General features: G+C 38.7%; 24 protein-coding genes. All 24 read left to right on the top strand.

The window, feature by feature from the left end:
• The first annotated feature begins 65 nt into the window (after positions 1 to 65).
• Positions 66 to 1148: a peptide chain release factor 1 gene (gene prfA / locus FD46_RS05380; RefSeq protein ID WP_057896140.1), complete on the top strand. Its 1083-nt coding sequence runs from the start codon at positions 66 to 68 to the stop codon at positions 1146 to 1148.
• On the top strand, positions 1141 to 1983 hold the full coding sequence (gene prmC / locus FD46_RS05385; RefSeq protein WP_057896141.1) for a peptide chain release factor N(5)-glutamine methyltransferase: 843 nt from the start codon (positions 1141 to 1143) through the stop codon (positions 1981 to 1983). Before prfA ends, prmC begins: the two co-directional genes overlap by 8 nt.
• 18 nt (positions 1984 to 2001) lie before the next feature.
• Positions 2002 to 3030, top strand: coding sequence for an L-threonylcarbamoyladenylate synthase (locus FD46_RS05390; RefSeq protein WP_057896142.1), 1029 nt, complete (start codon positions 2002 to 2004; stop codon positions 3028 to 3030).
• 59 nt (positions 3031 to 3089) lie between these two features.
• On the top strand, positions 3090 to 3719 hold the full coding sequence (upp, locus tag FD46_RS05395; protein WP_057896143.1) for a uracil phosphoribosyltransferase: 630 nt from the start codon (positions 3090 to 3092) through the stop codon (positions 3717 to 3719).
• 356 nt (positions 3720 to 4075) lie between these two features.
• Positions 4076 to 4789, top strand: coding sequence for a F0F1 ATP synthase subunit A (gene atpB, locus FD46_RS05400; protein ID WP_057896144.1), 714 nt, complete (start codon positions 4076 to 4078; stop codon positions 4787 to 4789).
• 17 nt (positions 4790 to 4806) lie between these two features.
• Complete coding sequence (gene atpE, locus FD46_RS05405) at positions 4807 to 5028, top strand: F0F1 ATP synthase subunit C (protein ID WP_057896145.1); 222 nt, start codon at positions 4807 to 4809, stop codon at positions 5026 to 5028.
• A gap of 56 nt (positions 5029 to 5084) precedes the next feature.
• Positions 5085 to 5609 carry a F0F1 ATP synthase subunit B gene (atpF, locus tag FD46_RS05410; protein WP_057896146.1) on the top strand — a complete coding sequence of 175 codons (525 nt, stop codon included), beginning with the start codon at positions 5085 to 5087 and terminating at the stop codon, positions 5607 to 5609.
• Entirely contained in the window at positions 5596 to 6138 is a 543-nt protein-coding gene (gene atpH / locus FD46_RS05415; protein WP_057896147.1) for an ATP synthase F1 subunit delta, read from the top strand. Before atpF ends, atpH begins: the two co-directional genes overlap by 14 nt.
• Before the next feature lie 22 nt (positions 6139 to 6160).
• Positions 6161 to 7672 carry a F0F1 ATP synthase subunit alpha gene (gene atpA / locus FD46_RS05420; protein WP_057896148.1) on the top strand — a complete coding sequence of 504 codons (1512 nt, stop codon included), beginning with the start codon at positions 6161 to 6163 and terminating at the stop codon, positions 7670 to 7672.
• A gap of 18 nt (positions 7673 to 7690) precedes the next feature.
• On the top strand, positions 7691 to 8635 hold the full coding sequence (locus tag FD46_RS05425) for a F0F1 ATP synthase subunit gamma (RefSeq protein WP_057896149.1): 945 nt from the start codon (positions 7691 to 7693) through the stop codon (positions 8633 to 8635).
• A gap of 21 nt (positions 8636 to 8656) precedes the next feature.
• Positions 8657 to 10066, top strand: coding sequence for a F0F1 ATP synthase subunit beta (atpD, locus tag FD46_RS05430; RefSeq protein ID WP_057896150.1), 1410 nt, complete (start codon positions 8657 to 8659; stop codon positions 10064 to 10066).
• Between the two features lie 14 nt (positions 10067 to 10080).
• On the top strand, positions 10081 to 10506 hold the full coding sequence (locus tag FD46_RS05435) for a F0F1 ATP synthase subunit epsilon (RefSeq protein WP_057896151.1): 426 nt from the start codon (positions 10081 to 10083) through the stop codon (positions 10504 to 10506).
• 359 nt (positions 10507 to 10865) lie between these two features.
• A complete protein-coding gene (locus FD46_RS05440) occupies positions 10866 to 11069 on the top strand; it encodes a DUF1146 family protein (protein ID WP_338040991.1) in 204 nt (67 codons plus the stop codon).
• A 56-nt stretch (positions 11070 to 11125) separates the two neighbouring features.
• Positions 11126 to 12430 carry a UDP-N-acetylglucosamine 1-carboxyvinyltransferase gene (gene murA / locus FD46_RS05445; RefSeq protein WP_057896153.1) on the top strand — a complete coding sequence of 435 codons (1305 nt, stop codon included), beginning with the start codon at positions 11126 to 11128 and terminating at the stop codon, positions 12428 to 12430.
• Between the two features lie 173 nt (positions 12431 to 12603).
• Positions 12604 to 13608, top strand: coding sequence for a rod shape-determining protein (mreB, locus tag FD46_RS05450; RefSeq protein WP_057896154.1), 1005 nt, complete (start codon positions 12604 to 12606; stop codon positions 13606 to 13608).
• A gap of 23 nt (positions 13609 to 13631) precedes the next feature.
• On the top strand, positions 13632 to 13886 hold the full coding sequence (gene yidD, locus FD46_RS05455; protein WP_057896155.1) for a membrane protein insertion efficiency factor YidD: 255 nt from the start codon (positions 13632 to 13634) through the stop codon (positions 13884 to 13886).
• Between the two features lie 16 nt (positions 13887 to 13902).
• Positions 13903 to 14124 carry a DUF2969 domain-containing protein gene (locus FD46_RS05460; protein ID WP_057896156.1) on the top strand — a complete coding sequence of 74 codons (222 nt, stop codon included), beginning with the start codon at positions 13903 to 13905 and terminating at the stop codon, positions 14122 to 14124.
• Positions 14125 to 14371: 247 nt separating this feature from the next.
• Positions 14372 to 15571, top strand: coding sequence for an FtsW/RodA/SpoVE family cell cycle protein (locus tag FD46_RS05465; protein ID WP_057896157.1), 1200 nt, complete (start codon positions 14372 to 14374; stop codon positions 15569 to 15571).
• Positions 15572 to 15813: 242 nt separating this feature from the next.
• Complete coding sequence (locus FD46_RS05470) at positions 15814 to 16167, top strand: arsenate reductase family protein (protein WP_057896158.1); 354 nt, start codon at positions 15814 to 15816, stop codon at positions 16165 to 16167.
• A 138-nt stretch (positions 16168 to 16305) separates the two neighbouring features.
• Positions 16306 to 17085: a Fe-S cluster assembly ATPase SufC gene (sufC, locus tag FD46_RS05475; RefSeq protein WP_057896159.1), complete on the top strand. Its 780-nt coding sequence runs from the start codon at positions 16306 to 16308 to the stop codon at positions 17083 to 17085.
• Between the two features lie 13 nt (positions 17086 to 17098).
• Positions 17099 to 18391: a Fe-S cluster assembly protein SufD gene (gene sufD / locus FD46_RS05480; RefSeq protein ID WP_057896160.1), complete on the top strand. Its 1293-nt coding sequence runs from the start codon at positions 17099 to 17101 to the stop codon at positions 18389 to 18391.
• Positions 18372 to 19610 (top strand): cysteine desulfurase, encoded by a 1239-nt coding sequence (locus FD46_RS05485; protein WP_057896161.1) that lies wholly within the window; start codon positions 18372 to 18374, stop codon positions 19608 to 19610. Before sufD ends, FD46_RS05485 begins: the two co-directional genes overlap by 20 nt.
• Positions 19597 to 20043 (top strand): Fe-S cluster assembly sulfur transfer protein SufU, encoded by a 447-nt coding sequence (sufU, locus tag FD46_RS05490; RefSeq protein ID WP_057896162.1) that lies wholly within the window; start codon positions 19597 to 19599, stop codon positions 20041 to 20043. Before FD46_RS05485 ends, sufU begins: the two co-directional genes overlap by 14 nt.
• 33 nt (positions 20044 to 20076) lie before the next feature.
• Entirely contained in the window at positions 20077 to 21480 is a 1404-nt protein-coding gene (gene sufB / locus FD46_RS05495) for a Fe-S cluster assembly protein SufB (protein WP_057896163.1), read from the top strand.
• Positions 21481 to 22736 lie beyond the last annotated feature (1256 nt).

Below are 22736 nucleotides of genomic sequence, written 5' to 3' on the forward strand. Positions count from 1 at the left end.
GTTTAATAAAGTAATAGTGTATACTATATAATAGTAGAAAAGTTTTTTATGGAGGAAACTTTATAATGAAAGATTTATTTGACAGGCTGCAAACACTTGCTGATCGTTATGAAGAATTGGGCGAGCTGTTATCTGATCCTGAAGTGATTTCGGACACACAACGTTTCACTAAGCTATCCAAGGAAATGGCTGATTTACGCGAAACAGTTGAAAAATACGATGAGTATAAAGAAGTAAATCAGACTATTTCTGATGATGAAGAAATGCTTGGTGAGAAATTAGATGATGAAATGGCTGAAATGGTTAAAGATGAATTAGCAGGTGCTAAAGATAAACGCGAGCAGCTGGAAGAAAAAATTAAAATTCTTTTACTGCCTAAGGACCCTAATGATGAAAAAAATATCATTATGGAAATTAGAGGTGCTGCAGGCGGGGATGAAGCAAGTCTTTTTGCCGCAGACTTATTTAACATGTATGCTAAATATGCAGAAAAACAGGGCTGGTCAATTGAAGTGCTGGATAAAAATGTAACTGAAGTTGGCGGTTTTAAAGAAATTGTAATTTTAATCAATGGTCAAAGTGTTTATTCTAAGCTTAAGTACGAAAGCGGTGCACACCGTGTTCAAAGAATACCAGTAACCGAATCTGCAGGCAGAGTGCATACTTCAACTGCCACTGTTGTTGTAATGCCTGAAGAAGAAGACGTTGAAATTGAGATAGACCCCAAGGATATCCGAGTCGATGTCTACCGTTCTTCAGGAGCCGGCGGGCAGCATATCAATAAGACTTCTTCTGCAGTTAGAATGACTCATTTACCGACTGGGATTGTAGTTGCAATGCAAGATCAGCGTTCACAGCAGCAGAACCGCGAAAAAGCAATGAAAATTTTGAAAGCACGTGTTTATGATTACTATTCTTCAAAAGAGCAAAATGAGTATGATCAGAACCGTAAGTCGGCTGTAGGGACAGGAGATCGCTCAGAACGGATTCGGACCTACAATTATCCGCAAAATAGAGTCACAGATCATCGTATCGGCCTGACTCTGAATAAGCTTGACCGTATCATGAATGGGGAACTTGAAGATGTAATTGATGCCCTTATTCTTTATGATCAAACTAAAGCGTTGGAGAATCTGCAAAATGAGTAGTTTGACTTTCTTTCAGGCTCAGAAATGGGCTTTTTCTTTTGTAGCGAAAAGCGGCGGGGAAGAAAGTGCAATAGAATTGCTTCTTAAAGGGTTACGCAAATGGAACACTCTTGAACTTCTTTGTCACTACAACGATTATTTGACACCACAAGAAGTTACTCAATTCAAGAAGTGGGTTTCTTATTACGAGAAGGGCTGGCCTGTCCAGTATTTATTAGGTGAAGCAACTTTTTTCGGTCGAGACTTTAAGGTTAATGAACACACGCTGATTCCAAGGCAGGAGACAGAGGAATTGGTAGAATGGATTCTTGCTGATTTTCCTGAAAAAGAGGTTTCTTTAAAAGTAGCAGATATCGGCACAGGAACTGGAGCAATTGGGATTTCTTTGAAAAAAGAGCGCCCCAATTGGGATGTTTCGTTAACCGATATTTCAGCTGCAGCACTAAAAATGGCACGGCAAAATGCAGACATGCTGGAAAGCAAAGTTTCAATATTTCAAGGAGATCTTTTTGCGCCTTTGAAGGAGCAATATCGAATTATTGTTTCCAACCCGCCATATATAGCGCCAAAAGAACGAGATTTGATGGATAAAACAGTACTTGAACATGAACCCGCCAGTGCGTTATTTGCTCCTGAGGATGGTTTATTGTTTTATAACAGGTTTGCAAATGAAGTTAAACCTTTCTTAGATAAAGGCGCACGCCTTTATCTAGAAATAGGCTTTAAACAAGGTAAGGCGGTCAAACAGATTTTTTTGGGTAAATTTCCTGCAGCCGAAGTTATTGTTAAAAAGGATATTACCGGAAATGAACGGATGGTTAGAGTTGAATTCTAAATTGAAAGAGTGAAAAAGATGATGATTACAAAAATATACTCGCCGAAAGACATTGAAGAAGCGGCTTCCGAATTAAAAAGAGGAGAATTAATTGCTTTCCCGACAGAAACAGTTTACGGACTGGGGGCAGATGCAACTAATGAACAGGCTGTTAAAAGAGTTTACCTTGCGAAAGGGAGACCTTCGGATAACCCTCTAATAGTAACAGTTTCTTCGGTAGAGATGATGAAAAAGTATGTCAGTAAAATCAGCAAGTCTGCTGAACAGCTGATTTTAAAATACTGGCCCGGCCCGTTAACCTTGATTTTTAAAATTAAACCGGGTGCGCTTTCTAAAGTAGTTACAGGTGGACTGTCAACGGCTGCATTTAGAATGCCGGCAAATAAAGTTACACGTGCATTAATTGAGGCAGCCGGGGTTCCCATTGTTGGACCATCTGCTAATTCTTCTGGTAAACCCAGCCCAACAACAGCACAGCATGTATATCATGACATGGAAGGTAAGATTGCTGGAATTGTTGACAATGGTCCTACAACAGTCGGTGTTGAATCTACAATTGTGGATATGTCAGCAAAGACTCCGGCAATATTGCGACCAGGTGCAGTGACTGCCGAAGAGCTGGCTTCTTTTTTGGGTGAAGAAATTGCAACTGACCGACATAAGGTCAGTGAAAAAGAGGTTCCTAAGGCGCCTGGAATGAAGTACAAACATTATGCACCGGACGCACAGGTTTTAATAGTAAGAAAGCATGATTGGCAGGCTGCTTTAAAATGGGCTTCAAAACAAAAGGAAAAAGTCGGTGTTATGGCACCTAGTGAAGTTTTCAATACTAACTTTCCTGAAAATTGCGATAAGTTTGATTTGGGTGAAAGTGTTGCAACTGCAAGTCAGCGCCTTTTTGCCGGACTGCGTTATTTTGACAACATAAACAAGGTGAACTGGATCTTAGCAGCCGGATTCCCAGAAAAGGAATTAGGAACCGCTTATATGAACCGTTTGAAAAAATCTGCCGGTGATCAATTTTTTGCACCTGAAATGATTGATTAAACTAGCCAAATGAGCAATTATCCGCTAAAATATATTGGGATTATAAAGGAGTGGCAAAATTGGGAAAATTTGAAGTATTGGATCATCCGTTGATTCAGCATAAGCTGACAATCATTCGTAACAAGAATTGTGGAACAAGAGAGTTCAGAGAAGTTGTTAATGAAATTGCCGAATTGATGGCCTATGAGGTCTCCCGCGACATGCCTTTGGAAGATTGCGAGGTAGAGACTCCGATTACTAAGACTACTAAAAAGCATTTATCGGGTAAGAAAGTGGTTATTGTACCGATTTTGCGTGCAGGATTAGGCATGGTTGATGGTATTTTACAACTTATACCTGCAGCTAAAGTCGGGCACGTGGGAATGTACCGCGATGAAGAAACACTAAAGCCGGTAGAATACTTTGTTAAGATGCCAGACAGTTTGTCAAGCCGTGAAATCTTTGTAGTCGATCCAATGCTGGCAACAGGCGGTTCTGCTATTATGGCAGTTGATGCTCTTAAAAAAAGAGGCGCTGTTGCCATCAAGTTTGTCTGTTTAGTTGCTGCGCCTGAAGGTGTTAAAGCTTTCAGAAAAGCACATCCTGATGTTGATATCTTTGCAGCTGCTCTCGACGATCACCTGAATGAAAAAGGCTATATTGTGCCAGGATTAGGAGATGCTGGTGATCGGCTTTTTGGAACAAAATAATTAAAAGTATGTAAGGCAGCAATAAGTCTTTGAACACTAATAATAAATTTTGCTAAAAAACGACTTTATTCCTTTTAGAAATAGTCGTTTTTATTTTAAATTATTTGAAAACTTGCGTGGTTCCTCACAAGCACTTAAAAATACGTACTTTTTTAATTTCTTTTTATTTTATTAAATTTTAAATAATCCTCTTGTGTCAGTATAGATAGCGCTTAACTTTTATTTTCGGCTATTTTGTGTTTTTTATAGATTGGTGGTATGATCTTTTGTGTACTCAAAGGCGCGTTCTTTGGGGGTTTTGCAACATTTTTTCAAATTTGATGGGTCATGCGTCAGAAGAAAAGAGGTGAGACTTGGTGAATGAAGGAGCATCTGTTCAAGAATTTTTTGGAATTCCTTTCAATATTAGCAATGATTTACCGGGGCTGCTTGCAGCAATAATTGTTTTCTTTACGATGCTTTGGTTATCAAGAAGAATTCAGCTCAAACCTTCTGGCAAACAGAACTTTATTGAGTGGATAATTGATTTTACAAACGGCATTATTAAGAGTACAATGCCGGGCAAGGAAGGCAGCAAGTTTGGGCTTCTAATATTTACGCTGTTTTCATTTATATTTGTGTCAAACCAATTAGGGATGATGCTGCAGGTTAGTGTAAATAATGTGAGTTATATCAAGAGTCCAACGGCAAATGTAATGACAACAATGACACTTGCCTTTATTGTTTTATTGACAGCACATTTCTTGGGTGTCAAAAAATTTGGATTCAAAGGTTACTTTAAAAACACTTATCTGAGCCCGCTTCCCTTTTTGCTTCCGCTAAGCGTACTTGAAGAATTTACAAACTTTCTAACGCTGGCTCTTCGTTTATACGGTAATATTTATTCTGGTGAAGTTTTGCTGAAATTGATTTACGAATTTGGTAAATCCTTTGGAATTGCATCGTTTATTCCTGCTATTCCACTTGAAATTATTTGGCAAGGCTTCTCAGTTTTCATTGGGAGTATCCAAGCCTATGTTTTCGTAACATTAACAATGGTTTATATTTCTCAAAAGGTTGAAAAAGAGTAAACAAGGAGGATTTTATTATGAGTACATTAGCTTTAATTGGTGCAGGTCTTGCAGCTGCTGGTGCTGCGATCGGTGCAGCCATTGGTAATGGTCTTGTTATTTCAAAAATGCTTGAAGGATTGGCACGTCAGCCGGAACTTGAAGGAAAACTGCGTACTAACATGTTTATCGGTGTTGGGTTGGTCGAAGCTGTTCCAATCATCGCAATCGTTATTTCATTCCTTTTGTTGGCAAAATAATCTTTTATTTTACAAATTCGGTTTCCGAAGCAATATAAAAGAGGAGGTGTCAATAAATGGGCTTAACATTTGTGTTAGGTGCTGCTAGTGGAGTTCAATGGGGCGACATGATTTTTTATGCAGTACTTTTTATCGTACTGATGGCCTTGATTAAGCATTTTGCCTGGGGCCCCGTCACAGAAATGATGGATAAGCGCGCTACCAAAATTGCAAATGATATTGATTCTGCAGAAGAATCACGAAAAAAAGCTGAAGAGGTTGAACAGCAACGCTTAGCAGCATTAAAAGATTCTCATGCTGAAGCGTCTCAAATAGTTGAACGTGCAAGAAAAAATGGCGAACAACAAAAGAACACGATTGTTACAGGTGCACATAGTGAAGCTCAGGCTTTGAAGGAAACGGCAAAGCAAGACATTGAACGTGAACGCCAAGATGCACTCGAAGGCGTGAAAAATGATGTTGCTGAACTATCACTTGAAATTGCTTCAAAGGTCATTTCTAAGAATCTACAGATGAATGACCAGAAGGCCTTGATTGATTCATATATTGAAGGGTTGGGGAAGCAAAATGAAGTTAAGTAAAACAATAATTGCACATCGTTATGGAAGTGCTTTATTTGCTCTTGCAAAGGAAAAGGATGTACGCAAAGATTTGCTTGCTGAGCTGCTTGAACTGAAGAAAGCTGTTAAGGATGAACCACGGTTGATGATTTTCCTTACAAGTAAACAAATTAGTCTTTCAACACGTCGCAGTATACTTGAAAAAATGGCTATTTCTTCATCTGAATTAGCTGCTAATCTTTTAAGAATGCTGTTTGATTATGGAAGAATTTCTTCTCTAGAAGATATTATTAATGAATATATAAGACTAAATGATATTTTTGAAGAAACGGTTCGCGCAACTGTTACAACTGCAATTCCTCTTGAAGAGAAGCAAAAAAGCAAGCTGACATCTGCTTTTGCAAAGTTAGTTGGGGCAAATAAAGTTATTCTTGATGAAAAAGTTGATCCTACTGTGATTGGCGGAGTTGTCTTAAGGTCAGACGACTATGTTTATGATGGTTCTTTGAAACTAAAAATCGCTCGTATCAGAAGGATGCTATTGAAATGATTAATAAAGAGGTGAAACTTCTATGAGCATTAAGGCTGAGGAAATAAGTGCTCTGATTAAGCAACAATTAGCAAATTATCAAGATGAGCTCAGAGTTGATGAAGTCGGGACAGTTACATATGTTGGTGATGGGATCGCTCGTGCAACTGGTCTAGATAATGCCTTGGCAGGAGAGCTGTTAGAGTTTGATGATGGTACTTATGGAATGGCTCAAAACTTAGAGTCAAATGATGTCGGTATTGTTATTTTAGGTTCTTTCAAGCAAATTCGTGAAGGTGATAGTGTAAAACGCACAGGTCGTATTATGGAAGTTCCAGTTGGTGAACAAATGATAGGCCGTGTTGTCAATCCCTTAGGTCAAGCTATCGATGGTCTAGGAGAATTGAAAGTTGATAAAACCCGTCCAGTCGAAAAAAAGGCTCCGGGCGTTATGGAACGCCAGTCGGTTAAAGAACCACTACAAACTGGTATTAAAGCTATTGATGCACTGGTACCAATTGGCCGCGGACAACGTGAGTTGGTTATCGGTGACCGTAAGACAGGTAAGACCTCAATTGCAATTGATGCAATTATCAATCAAAAGGGTCAAAATATGATTTGTATCTACGTTGCAATAGGTCAAAAAGAGTCGACTGTCAGAAGCCAAGTTGAAACGCTACGCAGCTTTGGTGCAATGGATTATACAATCGTTGTTTCGGCTGGTCCCTCATCTCCAGCGCCATTATTGTGGCTTGCACCATATGCAGGGGCTGCGATGGGTGAAGAGTTTATGTACAATGGGAAGCATGTTTTGATTGTCTATGATGACCTGACCAAACAAGCAGATGCTTATCGTGAACTTTCTTTAATTTTGAGACGTCCACCTGGTCGTGAAGCCTATCCTGGTGATGTCTTCTATCTTCACTCCAGACTTCTTGAACGTGCAGCTAAGTTGAGTGATGAATTGGGTGGCGGCTCTATGACTGCATTGCCATTCATTGAAACTAAAGCCGGTGATGTGTCTGCGTACATTCCAACTAATGTGATTTCGATTACCGATGGTCAGATTTTCTTGGATAGTAATAATTTTTATTCTGGTATTCGACCTGCGATTGATGCTGGGACTTCAGTTTCGCGTGTTGGCGGTTCTGCTCAGATTAAAGCAATGAAAAAAGTTTCTGGAACTTTGCGTCTAGACCTTGCTTCTTATCGTGAGATGGAGTCGTTTGCACAGTTTGGTTCTGATTTGGATGAAGCTACTCAGGCAAAGCTAGCACGTGGACGCAGAACCGTTGAAGTTTTGAAACAGCCGCTGCATAAGCCGCTGGTCGTTGAAAAACAGGTTCTTATTCTATATGCTTTGACACATGGATTTTTAGATGCTGTTCCAGTTGATGATATTACGCGTTTCCAAAATGAATTATTTGAATTTTTCGATAATAATCATAAAGACTTGCTTGACAGCATTAAAGAGACTGGCAATTTACCGGAGACGGGAAAGCTAGATGCGGCTATTAAAGATTTTTCTGCCGGTTTTCAGTCTACAGCTAAATAGAAAGGTTGGTGAGAGCTAATGGGAGCTTCTTTGCAAGAAGTTAAAAGACGTATTTCTTCAACAAAGAAAACAGAGCAGATCACAGGGGCTATGCAAATGGTTTCAACCGCTAAATTAAGTCAAATTCAGCGGCATGCTACTGGATATCAGCTATATGCGGAAAAGATCCGCAGTGTCATTACTCATCTTGCAAAATCCCACCTTTTGGATAATGGAGCTGCTGGTATATCAGCAAGTCCAAACCAAGCTGGTGATCAGATCAACGGATTGGGAATGCTTGTTAAACGTCCTGTTAAAAAAACTGGTATCATTGTAATTACTTCTGATCGGGGTCTTGTTGGCAGCTATAATAGCAATGTCATTAAGCAAACGCTGGATTTGATTGCAAATGGTAATCATTCCACAAACGATATTGTCATTATTGCAATTGGTGGAACAGGGGCAGATTTCTTTAAAAAACGTGGTTTTAATGTTGCATATGAATATCGCGGTATAAGTGATATTCCTAAATTTAGAGAAACACATGAATTGGTAAAGAGGATTATTACAATGTATAGTGCAGAAATTTTTGATGAACTGTATGTTTGCTATAATCACTTTGTCAATTCATTGACTTCTGAGTTTAGAGCAGAACCGATGCTGCCGATTTCTGCAATGAATATTGGTAGTGAAGGCCTTGGAGAAGATTCGGCGGCAGGCTATTCGGCTGAATATGAGATGGAGCCTTCCGAGGATGCTATTTTAGAAGTTGTATTGCCGCAGTACGCTGAAAGTTTGATATATGGTTCTATTCTTGACGCTAAGACTGCTGAACATGCATCAAGTTCAACCGCGATGAAATCTGCTACTGATAATGCCAAGGATATTATTTCCTCCTTGGAATTGCAATATAACCGTGCAAGGCAAAGTGCAATTACAACCGAGATTACTGAAATTACCGGCGCACAAGCAGCTTTGGATTAAGATGATGGGAGGAATGAGTAGATGAGTTCTGGTAAAGTTATTCAAGTTATCGGACCTGTTATTGACGTTCAATTTCCTCTTAGTGGGACTTTGCCTGATATCAACAATGCATTGAATGTTGAGCGTAAAGATGGCTCAGATTTGGTTGTTGAAGTTACACTTGAACTTGGTGATGGTGTAATGAGAACAATTGCGATGGATTCTACAGATGGGATTCAACGTGGAGCAAATGTTGAAGATACTGGTTCATCGATTAGTGTTCCAGTTGGTAAAGAAACATTAGGAAGGGTTTTTAATGTCTTAGGTCAGACAATTGATGGAGGTAAGAAATTTGGCGCGGATGCACAGCGTAATCCGATCCACCGTGATGTCCCTCCTTATGACCAGTTAAATACAAAAATTGAAATTCTCGAAACAGGGATTAAAGTTATTGATCTGTTAGCACCTTATATTAAAGGCGGAAAAATTGGGTTATTCGGCGGTGCCGGTGTTGGGAAAACAGTTTTAATTCAGGAGCTGATTCACAACATTGCACAGGAACATAACGGTATCTCTGTCTTCACTGGTGTCGGAGAACGTACACGTGAAGGTAATGACCTTTACTTTGAAATGAAGGAATCAGGGGTTTTGGAGAAGACCGCCATGGTGTTTGGTCAGATGAACGAGCCGCCTGGTGCTCGTATGCGTGTTGCTTTGACGGGCTTGACAATTGCGGAATATTTCCGTGATACTGAAGGACAAGATGTCTTGCTCTTTATTGACAATATCTTCCGCTTCACACAGGCTGGTTCTGAAGTTTCTGCCTTGTTAGGCCGAATTCCTTCTGCTGTTGGTTATCAGCCGACTCTTGCAACAGAAATGGGTCAGTTACAAGAAAGAATTACTTCAACCCAAAAGGGTTCAGTTACTTCAATTCAAGCTGTCTATGTTCCTGCCGATGACTATACGGATCCCGCTCCAGCAACTACATTCGCACATTTGGATGCTACAACTAACCTAGAGCGTAGTTTAACACAGCAAGGCATTTATCCTGCTGTTGATCCGTTAGCATCAACATCAAGTGCACTTTCACCAGAAATTGTTGGTGAAGAGCATTATAAGATTGCTACTGAAGTTCAGCATGTGCTGCAGCGTTATAGAGAGTTGCAGGATATCATTTCTATTCTTGGGATGGATGAACTGTCCGATGAAGAAAAAGTTATTGTTGCACGTGCACGAAGAATCCAATTTTTCTTATCGCAAAACTTCCATGTTGCTGAGCAATTTACGGGTGTCCCTGGTTCATACGTTCCGGTTAAAGAAACCGTAAAGGGATTCAAGGAAATTTTGGAAGGCAAGTATGATGATCTTCCTGAAGATGCTTTTCGTGCTGTCGGTCGGATTGAAGAAGTAGTTGAAAAAGCAAAAAAAATGACTAGCAAAAGCAAATAGGGAGGTAACGCAAAATGGCTGAAGAAAAGCTATTGACAGTTAATGTAGTTACCCCTGATGGCAGTGTTTATGACGAAAAGACTCCTATGGCTGTTTTTAGGACAACTGTTGGAGAATTAGGAATTCTGCCAGAGCATATTCCATTATTGGCTTCACTTGAGATCGATGAGGTCCGGGTCAAAGTTCCGAACACTGAGGGCAAATTCGATGAAATTGTTGTCAACGGGGGTTTTGTAGAATTCTCTGATAATGTTGCGACAGTTGTGGCTAATAGTGCAGAACGTAAAGAAGATATCGACCTTGAACGTGCTGAACGTGCACGGAAGAGAGCACAAGAACGTTTAAAGAAAGCTCGTCAAGAAAAGGATACTGATAAACTGAGACGTGCTGAAGTTTCCTTAAGAAGAGCTGTCAATCGTTTGAATGTTTCAAAGCACTAATATAGTAAAAGAGTGGGTGTGCCAATAGCAGTTTGGTTTTGAACACTAACTATGAATTATGAACGCAGTCTGGATTTGACTACTGGGAGTATTTTGCGGTTAAAGGGGAAAAGCTGACTTAAAAAACACATTACTTTGTATATTACAAGTTAAATAGAAGGCTGGATCAAAAGTTATATTTTGATCCAGCCTTTTTTGTATTCTTAAAGTTTATTCTTGAAAAAACGTATAGATTGTTCTGAAATATTAAAATATTACAAAAATATTACTTGACGCAAGACGTCGTTTTTTTTTTATGATATTATTAATCTATGAAGTATGGGGGTATAAAAATGAAATACGAAGGAATTATGGCAATAATGAATATAATTAGTAACTTTACGTTCATTTTGCTTACTTTTTTTGGTCTTCAATCATTAAGGTTGGATAGGTACATATCCCTGCAAAGGCAAGGAAGTTTCAAGCTTCTTATTGTTCTAATTTCTGTGGCAATCGGTTATACATGCAGTTCGTTTTTTATTGATTTTATTAATAATGTGCGTAGCTTAGGCTACCTTCTTTAAAATTAAATTTATTGTTTTGAATTAACTTAATGAGACCTATTTTGGAGGAATTCATATTGGAAAAATTAATTGTTCATGGAGGAAACAGGCTGGAAGGTACAGTTCAAATTGAAGGGGCAAAAAACGCAGTTTTGCCAATTTTAGCTGCAAGTTTATTAGCTGATGAAGGAACATTCCACTTGGATAACGTGCCTGTGTTATCTGATGTTTATATGATGAATAATGTTTTACGCTTTCTAAATGTTAAAGTAAACATGAATGAAGAAAAAAAGACAGTCGATCTCGATGCTTCTGATCAGCTTTCATATGAAGCACCGTTTAAGTATGTTTCTAAAATGCGTGCTTCTATCGTTGTTTTTGGACCGCTTTTGGCACGTCTTAAACACGCCAAGGTGGCTATGCCAGGAGGATGTGCAATCGGTTCCCGACCTATTGATCTGCATCTCAAGGGTTTAGAGGCAATGGGGGCACATGTAGAACAACACGATGGTTTTATTGAAGCTACAACAAAGGGCCTTGTAGGAACCGATATTTATCTTGATTTTCCAAGTGTTGGTGCGACGGAAAATATTATGATGGCAGCCACTTTGGCAAAGGGAACGACTATTATTGAAAACGTTGCACGTGAACCTGAAATTGTTGATTTAGCAAACGTACTGAATAAAATGGGTGCCAAAGTTTCAGGTGTTGGGACGGAAAGGATTAAAGTTATTGGTGTTAGTGAATTGCATGGGGTTGAACATACCATTGTGCAAGATCGGATTGAAGCCGGAACTTTCATGGTTGCTGCAGCTGCCACAAGAGGAAATGTTTTAATTAAAAATGCTATTGCAGAACATAATCGTCCTTTAATTTCCAAGCTTGAAGAGATGGGGGTATCTGTCACAGAAGAGCAAGATGGTATTAGAGTCATTGGGACAGATAATTTAAAGCCAGCCAATGTTAAAACAATGCCTCATCCAGGCTTTCCTACTGATATGCAGCCTCAAGTTTCTATTCTCCAGCTACTTGCAGCTGGGGAGAGTGTGGTTACTGAAACAGTTTTTGAGAATCGTTTTATGCATTTTGAAGAACTAAGAAGAATGAATGCAAAGTTTAGAATAGACGGAAATTCAGCCTTTTTACAGGGCCCTACAAAGTTCCATGGTGCGGAAGTAGCGGCAACCGATTTGCGCGCTGCAGCAGCTCTTGTTTTGGCTGGATTGGTAGCTGAAGGATATACACAAGTTACTAATTTGAAGTACCTTGATCGCGGTTATTATAATTTCCACCGCAAGCTTGCATCATTAGGAGCAGAAATTACTAGAGTTCCTGATGAAGAAATAGTAACAGAAAATATTAGAAATTTAAGTAACTCGTAAAAAACTTGAATGTCTCTGTTCTGTGTATTTTTATTCACAAGAAAAATAGCTTGTTTGATTATATATTTTTGTGTACGCCTATTTATGCTATAATTAAATAGGTTTTTTCGGTATAGCTCAGTTGATAGAAGTATGAATATAATACATAAGTGTGTTATTAAAGGAGAATGATTATGGCCAAAGATATTGGGATTGATTTGGGAACTGCTAATGTTTTAATAAATATTAAGGGAAAAGGAATTGTTTTAAATGAACCTTCAGTAGTTGCAATCGATACCCATACTGCAAAAGTTTTAGCTGTTGGATCAGAAGCATATAAGATGGTTGGACGTACACCCAGCAATATCCGTGCGATTCGTCCTCTAAAAGATGGTGTGATAGCAGATTTTGATGTGACGGAACAAATGTTGTCTTACTTCATAAAGAAACTAAATGTAAAGGGAATTATGTCGAAGCCCAACATTTTAATATGCTGTCCTACAAGTACAACTTCCATTGAACGTAAGGCTATTAGACAAGCTGCTGAAAAGTCCGGAGGAGGAAATGTCTACCTTGAAGAGGAACCAAAGGTGGCAGCAATCGGAGCTGGCCTTGATATTTTTCAACCGCGCGGTAATATGGTAATTGATATTGGAGGAGGAACAAGTGATATTGCAATTCTCTCTTTAGGCGATATTGTTGTCAGCAGATCGCTCAGAGTTGCAGGCGATCATTTGAACACTGATATTATTACTTATATGCGAAAAGCACATGGCCTTCAAATTGGTGAGCATACGGCCGAGAAGATTAAAATTGAGATTGGAACAGTAGTTCCTAACCACCGGACCAAGGAAATGGAAGTACGCGGCAGAGATATTGTAAACGGTCTTCCACGAACCGTCACTCTATCTTCTAACCAGATTGAAAAAGCATTGCATGATACGATGCTTTCTGTTATTTCTGCAGCTAAAGAGGTGCTTGAACAGACCCCTCCAGAATTAGCAGCTGATATTATTGATCGGGGAATAGTTTTGACCGGTGGTGGAGCACTTCTGGATGGTATAGATAGCTTGTTTGCCAGCTATCTTAAAGTTCCGGTGGTAGTTGCTGAAACTCCTCTAGATGATGTTGCACTTGGAACTGGGTTCTTATTAGAGCATATTGAAAAGGGAAAGAAAAAAGATAAGAAATTCAGATAACAGCCCTGAAAGGTGAACATCTTATGAAAAGCCTATTGCTTTTACTGATTCGCGGATATCAAAAATTCATATCTCCGCTTTTTCCGCCCAGTTGTCGTTACTACCCAACATGTTCCAATTATACATTTACAGCCATTCAGATGCATGGTGTTTTGAAAGGAACTTTGATGGGAGTCAGTCGAATTTTGCGGTGTCAGCCGTTTATACACGGAGGATATGACCCAGTGCCTAAGAAGTTCAGCTTGAAAAGAAGTACAAAAAGAAAACACGTTGAGTGACAATAGGAGGTCTATTGTGTCAAAAAGAGAGAAAAATATTGAGGTTATAGAAGAAGACAAGGAAGTTAATGGACAATTTGAAACTATTTTGAAGATTGGTACTGTTGGTGTGGGAACGATTAAGCAAGAAGGGGCACGTTTTGTAGCCTTATTTCCAAATGGAGAATCTTTTAAAGCTGTATCTCATGAGGAAGCTGTAAATCTTTTAATCCGTGAGTATCATCTTCATCGTAATTAAAGCAGTTGCCGACTGAATAGTCGGCATTTGTTTCTTGGGGCTGGGTCAAAAGTTAAATTTTAGCCTAGTTCCTCTACTTTTTCCGGATAAATGTGTTCCATAAGTCAAAATTTTCCGTCTAACCTCGAATTACTCATAGCAAATTACTCGCTATGTTCGTAATTTCTTGTTAGTACTCAAATTTTACCGACTTATGTCACACTCTCTTGTTTCTTGAGATAGTTTTCATTTTTAAGGAGGGGCAATTTTGGCAGAAAAACAGCTGACAAGAGAAGATAACACAGATACGCGTATTGATTATGGAATTATTTTTTCTGTGCTTATTTTAGCTGTGATAGGAATGGCCTCAATTTTTGTGGCAGCAAACCATGATACGAGTACTACTAATATCGCAAGAATGCTAGCAATGCAGCTGATTTGGTATTTGTTAGGGATAATTGCAGTGGTAGTTATTATGCAATTTGATGCTGAACAGTTGTGGAAATTGGCTCCTATCGCTTATGGTATTGGAATCATACTCTTAATACTTGTTTTGTTTCTATACAGTCGAGAGTACTTTAACCATTCAGGAGCTAAAAGCTGGTTTGCGCTTGGGGGAGTTACATTTCAGCCCTCTGAAGTTATGAAGCCAGCATATATTGTGATGCTTGCACGCATTGTTTCACAGCATAACAATGAGTTCCCTGTACACACTGTAAACAGTGACTGGCGTTTGCTGGGTAAAATGTTTTTATGGACTATACCTATAGCAGTTTTACTTAAATTACAAAATGATTTTGGAACAATGCTTGTTTTTTTCGCAATTCTTGGCGGTGTTATCTTAGTTTCCGGTATAACTTGGAAGATCATTGCACCCGTTGCATCTGCAGTTGTTTTGTTAGGGACAGCTGCAATAACATTGGTTCTATATGGACGTAGTATCTTAATGGAGATTGGTTTTAAAAATTATCAGTTCCAGCGAATCGAAGCATGGCTTGATCCTTCTGCTAACACCTCAAGCAGCAGTTATCAGCTGTGGCAGAGCATGAAGGCGATTGGCTCGGGAAAATTGGTTGGAAAGGGATTTGATGTTTCCAACGTATATGTCCCAGTACGTGAGTCGGATATGATTTTTTCAGTAATTGGAGAGAACTTTGGTTTTATCGGTGGTTGCGTCTTAATTTTTATATATCTTCTCTTAATTTTTCAGATGATACAGGTTACTTTTGACACGAAAAATGAATTTTATGCTTATGTTTCTACAGGCGTGATTATGATGATCCTTTTTCATGTATTTGAAAATATCGGTATGAGCATCGGATTGCTTCCTCTGACAGGTATTCCATTACCATTTATTAGTCAAGGGGGGTCATCTTTGATCGGTAACATGATTGGTATTGGACTGGTAATGTCGATGAGGTTTCATAACAAAAGTTATATGTTCAGTAACAGCAGAGAATTTCATTAAAGTTGACTATCATCATTTGTTATTTTTAGCGGATAATATTTTTAAATGAAGATGGTTGCAAGGTAAAATATTATAAGAATTTATATAAAAAGGTTGTGATAAATCGTTAGATTTTATTGCAGCCTTTTTTCACAGAGATTTTAGCGGTATTTTAAAAATTGCAGAATAATTTTATCTATGTTGTAGTTCTTCTTTTTTGTATAATAGAATTGTGTATATCATACGAAGGGAAGCACAAATCAATGAATAAATTTTACTGTTATCATAAATGTAGCACTTGCGCCAAAGCTAAAAAGTGGTTGAACCAAAATAATGTAGCCTATGAAGAAATTGAAATTGTTGAAAACCCGCCTGATAGTGCCTTATTGTTACATTTGATTTCTACTAAAAAACACCCAATCAAATATTTTTTTAATACAAGTGGTATTAGATACCGTGAATTAAATCTTAAAAATAAAGTTTCAAACCTTAGTGATAAGCAAGCAAGTGAATTACTTGCGAGTGACGGTAAGTTGATTAAACGTCCTTTAATGATTGACGGGTCCCATTTTACCTGTGGTTTTAAAGATGAAGTTTACGAGCAGGAGTGGCTTTAAGCTCTCTTAACAAATTGTTTCAATAAAGAATGATTGATGAAAGATATGTACCATAAAAGTAAAATTTAATGGTATTCTAATTAAAACAGCTCACAGTTATAATGGATCAAAGCAATTTTTACATTGGAGGAAACAATTATGACAACACTCGAAGTTAAAAATCTACATGTTTCAATTGACGGGAAAAATATTCTTAAAGGCGTCAACCTGAAAATGAAAACGGGGGAAATTCATGCAATTATGGGACCGAACGGCACTGGAAAATCGACGCTGTCAGAAGCGATCATGGGCCATCCGGCATATCAGGTGACTGACGGAGAAGTTTTGCTTGATGGTGTTAATATTTTAGACAAGCCGGTTGATGAACGGGCGCGTGCGGGCTTATTTTTAGCAATGCAATATCCGGCAGAAATTCCAGGAGTTACAAATGCAGAATTTATTAGAGGAGCCATAAATGCCCGTCGTCCAGACGATGATCCGTTATCAGTTCGTGCTTTTTTGAAAAAGCTAGACGAAACAATGGCTGTACTTGATATGACTGATGAGATGGCAGAACGGTATTTAAATGAGGGCTTTTCCGGCGGGGAGAAAAAAAGGAATGAGATTTTGCAAATGATGATGATTAAACCTAAGTTTGCTATTCTGGATGAAATCGACTCTGGACTTGATATTGATGCCTTGAAGGTTGTTTCACGTGGTGTTAACAAAATGCGCGGATCAGAATTTGGATCCTTGATTATTACCCATTATCAGCGTCTTTTGAATTATATTGTTCCTGATGTTGTACATGTGATGATGGGCGGCAGAATAGTGAAACAAGGAGGACCGGAACTAGCTGAAAGGCTGGAAAATGAAGGATATGCGCGGCTGCGCGATGAACTTGGTTTGAAGATAAAGCTTGTTGATGAAGAAGCTTAAAGGAGAGATGTTTATGACAGTTGAAGCCGAGAGTTATCCTGAAATCAAAGATTATACAAAAGCAGTCGACGAACCAGAATGGTTTACAGCTTTGCGAATCAAAGCGTTAAAAGCAATTCCGCAGTTGAAGTTACCTTCGTTTGAAAAAATAAAGTATCAGCGCTGGCCGATCCAGCTGAAGAGACCGCTAAAACAGCAGTTTTCCAAACCAGAATTATTAGCAGAGTTATCGTTTGAACGAGCTCAACACCTGATAGTTCAACTAGGCCAACAGCTTGTATCAGCTGAAGGAATCTCCGAGCTTGAAGAAAAAGGAGTAATTGTTTGTGATTGGCAAACCGCTTTAAGAAGACACAGCGACCTGGTGAAAAAGTATTTCATGAAAAGAGCGGTTAAACTTGATGAAGATTTACTGACTGCACAGCATGTTGCTTATTTAACCAGCGGACTTTTTATTTATGTACCTAAAAATACTGTCTTAACTGAACCGCTCACAACCTATTTTGTACAAGATGCAACTGAAAAGTTTGATTATGTTCACCATGTAACCATTATTGCACAAGAAGGCAGTGAACTTTCATATTTGGAGAATTTGACGACTATCGGGCAAGAAAAAACGACAGCTAATATTATTGTCGAAGTTATTGCAGAAGATAACAGCCACGTTAAATTTGCAAGTGTTGATCGTTTGGGAAGCAACACTACAACATACCTGAATCGCAGGGGCCATTTAGGTAAAAATGCTAAAATTGATTGGTCAATGGGAATGATGAATGACGGCAATATTGTTGGCGATTTTGATTCTGATCTCACTGGTGATGGTGCACATTCAGAAGTAAAGATCGTTGCAATTTCAACTGGGAAACAGGTTCAAGGAATTGATACAAGAGTGACAAACATTGGGAGACATACCATTGGCCATATTCTGCAGCATGGAGTTATCCTCTCACGTTCTACTCTGACTTTTAACGGAATTGGGCATATTTTAAAAGGGGCAAAAGGCGCTGATGCGCAGCAGGAAAGCCGAGTTCTAATGCTGTCTACCAAGGCTAAAGGTGATGCTAACCCAATATTGTTGATTGATGATAACTATGTTACTGCAGGACATGCTGCAAGTGTTGGCCGGGTTAACCAAGAACAGCTCTATTATTTGATGAGTAGAGGTTTGCCAAAAAAAATTGCAGAGCGGTTAGTGATACGTGGTTTCTTGGGACCTGTATTGGCAGAAATTCCTTCGCAGTTAATTCGTAAACAATTAATGGTGACGATTGAAAGGAAGCTTGTCGATGGACAAAAAGATGAATGATTATGTGCAAGACTTCCCTATTTTAAGACAAAAGGTTAATGATGAACAACTGGTTTACTTAGATAATGCTGCAACTTCGCAAAAACCGCGTCCCGTGATTGATGCAGTTGCCAATTACTATTATCACGATAATGCAAATGTTCACCGCGGAGTCCATACCTTAGCAGAACGTGCGACTGAGAGCTTTGAGAAAGTGCGCACTAAAGTAAAAAATTTTATTAATGCCTCAAGTGAACGCGAAATAGTCTATACCAAAGGGACGACTGAGGGATTAAACTGGATAGCTAGAAGTTATGGTTCGACGCATCTGAAACAGGGTGATGAAATCGTGATTACTTACATGGAACACCACAGCAACCTTGTTCCCTGGCAGCAACTGGCACACGAAACGGGCGCACAGCTTAAATATATTCAACTGCTCTCTGATGGAAGATTGGATATGGGCAGTGCTGAAAAGCTGATCACTGATAAAACAGCCATCGTGGCTGTTGCTCATGCCTCTAATGTACTGGGAGTCGTAAATCCTATTACTGAAATTGCAAATTTAGCGCATAAACATGGTGCAGTGTTAGTAGTTGATGGTGCGCAGTCTGCTCCCCATATGAAGATTGACGTGCAGCAATTAGGGGCAGACTTCTTTGTTTTTTCCGGTCATAAGATGCTTGCACCGACAGGAATCGGTATCTTATGGGCAAAAAGTATTTTTTTAGCTGAAATGCCTCCTCTTGAATTTGGTGGTGAAATGATCAACAGTGTTGAACTGCAGCAGACTACTTTCAAGGAGTTTCCCTGGAAGTTTGAAGGTGGTACCCAAAATATCGCCGGAGTTATCGGCTTGGGTGCGGCGATTGATTATTTGTCAGCAATCGGAATGGAAAAGATTGAGCTTTATGAACGTTCTTTAGTCGAAAATCTTCTGCCCGAATTGTTAAAAATCGAGGGCTTGAAGGTCTACGGACCGCTCGATCCTGTACAGCATTCTGGAATCATTTCTTTCAATCTGGGACAGCTTCATCCGCACGATGTCGCAACGGCTCTTGATATGCAGGGAGTTGCAGTGAGAGCAGGGCACCACTGTGCACAGCCTTTAATGGAATACTTAGGTGTTTCAGCTATGGTACGTGCTAGTTTTTATTTTTATAATACCAGCGAGGATGTTCAGCAGTTAGTAAAAGCGATTAAAGCAACAAAGGAGTTCTTTAAAAATGACACTGTCTAAATTGAATAATCTATATCGTCAGGTGATTCTTGACCATGCAGCACATCCGCGTCATTATGGTACTTTGAAAGATAGCAAGGAGCAATTGGAGTTGCATAATCCGACTTGCGGGGATATTTTAAAATTAGAAGTTATTTTAAAAGATAACTGGATTGACGAAATTGCGTTTTCTGGATCAGGCTGTACTATCAGCCAAGCTTCCGCAAGTATCATGACAGTTGAAGTTTTGCACAAGACTCCAGTGCAGGTTGAAAAAATGGTGACAGCTTTTTCTGAACTGGTAACTGGAGAAAAGACGACAGGTGTGCAGGAACTTTTGGGAGATGCCATGATTTTTGAGGGTATTGCTCAGTTTCCTGCAAGAATTAAATGTGCGACACTTGCATGGAAGGCTATTTACCAAATCTTGCAAAAAGCAGGACGCTTAGAATAACCTGCATCCATAGGAAAAATAGGGAGGTACAAAATGACAGATACAAACGAACTTGGCTTAGGCGGTGAATACAAGTACGGTTTTAAAGATGAAATCACACCTATTTTGACAACCGGGGAAGGTTTAACCGAAGAGACGGTTCGTCAGATCTCAGCTGCAAAAAATGAACCGGAATGGATGCTCGACTTTCGCCTTAAAGCATACAAACGTTATCAGGAAATGGAATTGCCGGATTTTGGACCGGATCTGTCTGTTTTGGATCTGAAGCACATTAATTATTTTCGGCGTGACAGCGACCAAGTTGCGCGTAAGTGGGAAGATGTGCCTGAAGATATTAAAAAGACTTTCGACCGTTTAGGAGTTCCGGAAGCTGAACGTAGATATCTGGCGGGATCCTCAGCACAATATGAATCAGAAGTCGTTTATCATAATATGCGCAAAGATTTTGAAGATTTAGGAATTGTTTTTATGGATACAGATTCTGCAGTACAGCAGTATCCTGAATTAGTACGCAAGTATTTTGGAAAATTGATTCCGCCTTCTGATAATAAATTTGCAGCATTAAATTCGGCTGTTTGGTCAGGAGGAACCTTTATTTATGTTCCTAAGGGTGTCCAAACAGAAATTCCGATACAAAGCTACTTTCGCATTAATGCCGGCAACAGCGGACAGTTTGAGCGAACATTGATTATTGTGGATGAAGGGGCAAGTATTAATTACGTTGAAGGCTGTACTGCACCTAATTATTCTCAAGACAGCCTGCATGCTGCTGTGGTTGAAGTTAATGTTTTGAGGGATGCATATTGCAGGTATACGACAATCCAAAACTGGTCCGATAATGTTTATAGTTTGGAGACTAAGCGGGCTACAGCATTAGAAAACGCAACTATGGAATGGGTAGATGGTAATCTGGGTTCTAAAGTTACAATGAAATACCCCAGTGTTTATCTTAATGGACAAGGTGCACGAGGAACCATGCTTTCGATTGCATTTGCTGGTAAGAACATTGATTCGGATACAGGTGCACGGATGATTCATAATGCAAAGAATACCTCAAGTTCAATTGTTTCCAAGTCATTATGCAAAGATGGCGGCCGAGTTGATTATCGCGGTAAAGTTCGTTTTGGACGCCATAGTGACGGGTCTTTTTCTCATGTAGAGTGTGACACAATTATTTTGGATGAAAAAAGTGCCAGTGATACAATTCCCTTCAATGAAATTAAAAACGGTAACGTCTCAATGGAACATGAAGCAAAAGTTTCTAAGATTTCAGAAGAACAGCTCTATTACCTGATGAGTCGCGGCATTTCAGAAGAAAAGGCGACCGAAATGATTATCATGGGATTTGTAGAACCCTTTACAAAAGAATTACCGATGGAATATGCTGTCGAACTTAACAGGCTGATTGAGTATCAGATGGAGGGTTCTGTTGGTTAATTTAAATTTATAGTCCATAAATGCTGTTGTAGTGTTTAAGGGCTATTTGTTTGTTAAATAGTTTAATTGGTTCACGAAACGGTTGTGAAACACAATTATCAATGTAATTGTGAATTTCTTGATAATGTTTTTATTAGTTTAGGTAACGGTTTTTTATTGCTTAACTACTGCTTCTCCACTTACTAAAGCTGCAACAATACTGCCATTTAAAAATTATTGTTTTTGTTAAAGGGCTGGGTCAAAAGTGAAATTTTAGCCTAGTTCCTCTACTTATTCCGGATAAATGTGTTCCATAAGTCAAAATTTTCCGTCTAACCTCGAATTACTCATAGCAAATTACTCGCTATGTTCGTAATTTCTTGTTAGTACTCAAATTTTACCGACGTATGTCACACTCTCATTCCAAAGAAAATGTCAAACTTTACTAATTTTCTAAAAAACATTTGTTAATTTAAAAGTTAACATTGTCACCATTAGATCGAAAAGTAAAGTTAGAATAACAGTTTAAGAAAATAAGCCAAACTTCTAAATGAGATGAGCATATAATAACAGCCTGTAGATAACTACTTTGAAAATATGTTTTTAAAGATAGAGTAGACTAGATCGTTAGAATCAAGAAAAAAATTTCCTTAAATTTTGATAAAGCAAAACGTTACTAGAAACATAACGTGCTTTTTAGTTACAATTTTGAACTGAGTTTTAACTAGCAATAATGAAGAATGCTGTGTTAAAATATGTTTGTGGAATTGATCTCTTTATATTAAGGGGGTGAGAGATATTGAATGCATTTCCGAAAAAATGTTGCTTAAGTAACTGAAAGGAAGTGGTCCTTATATCTCCTAGCAAGTAGGCGACTTGCCTTTGTAAGATATGAAGGGGGCAAAGATAATCTTTTCCCGTATTCAATATATTCCACAATTAAGAATGTAAATTTGAAAGTTAACATAGTACCTATAGCTTAAATTATAGGTGCTATTTTTTTGGCTAGTATGTTTCTTTTATAATTTTATAGTTTCTGTTGAACAAAAGAAACTGAGCCAAAAGTTATGTTTTAGCTCAGCTTCTTTTGTCCTCTTCAGCAGTTTTCGTATTAACATGTTTTAATAGTTAGTCTTTTTCGCCTAACCGTGAATTACTCATAACCAAATTCAGACTATGTTCGCAATTCGCTGTTAATGTTCAAAGTTTAACGACTCTTCTCCACTGCAGTTGATATGCAATTATATTCTTATAAAATTAACAAAGTACTATTATCT

The sequence above is a fragment of the Liquorilactobacillus oeni DSM 19972 genome (assembly GCF_001436275.1).
Lineage (GTDB): Bacteria > Bacillota > Bacilli > Lactobacillales > Lactobacillaceae > Liquorilactobacillus > Liquorilactobacillus oeni.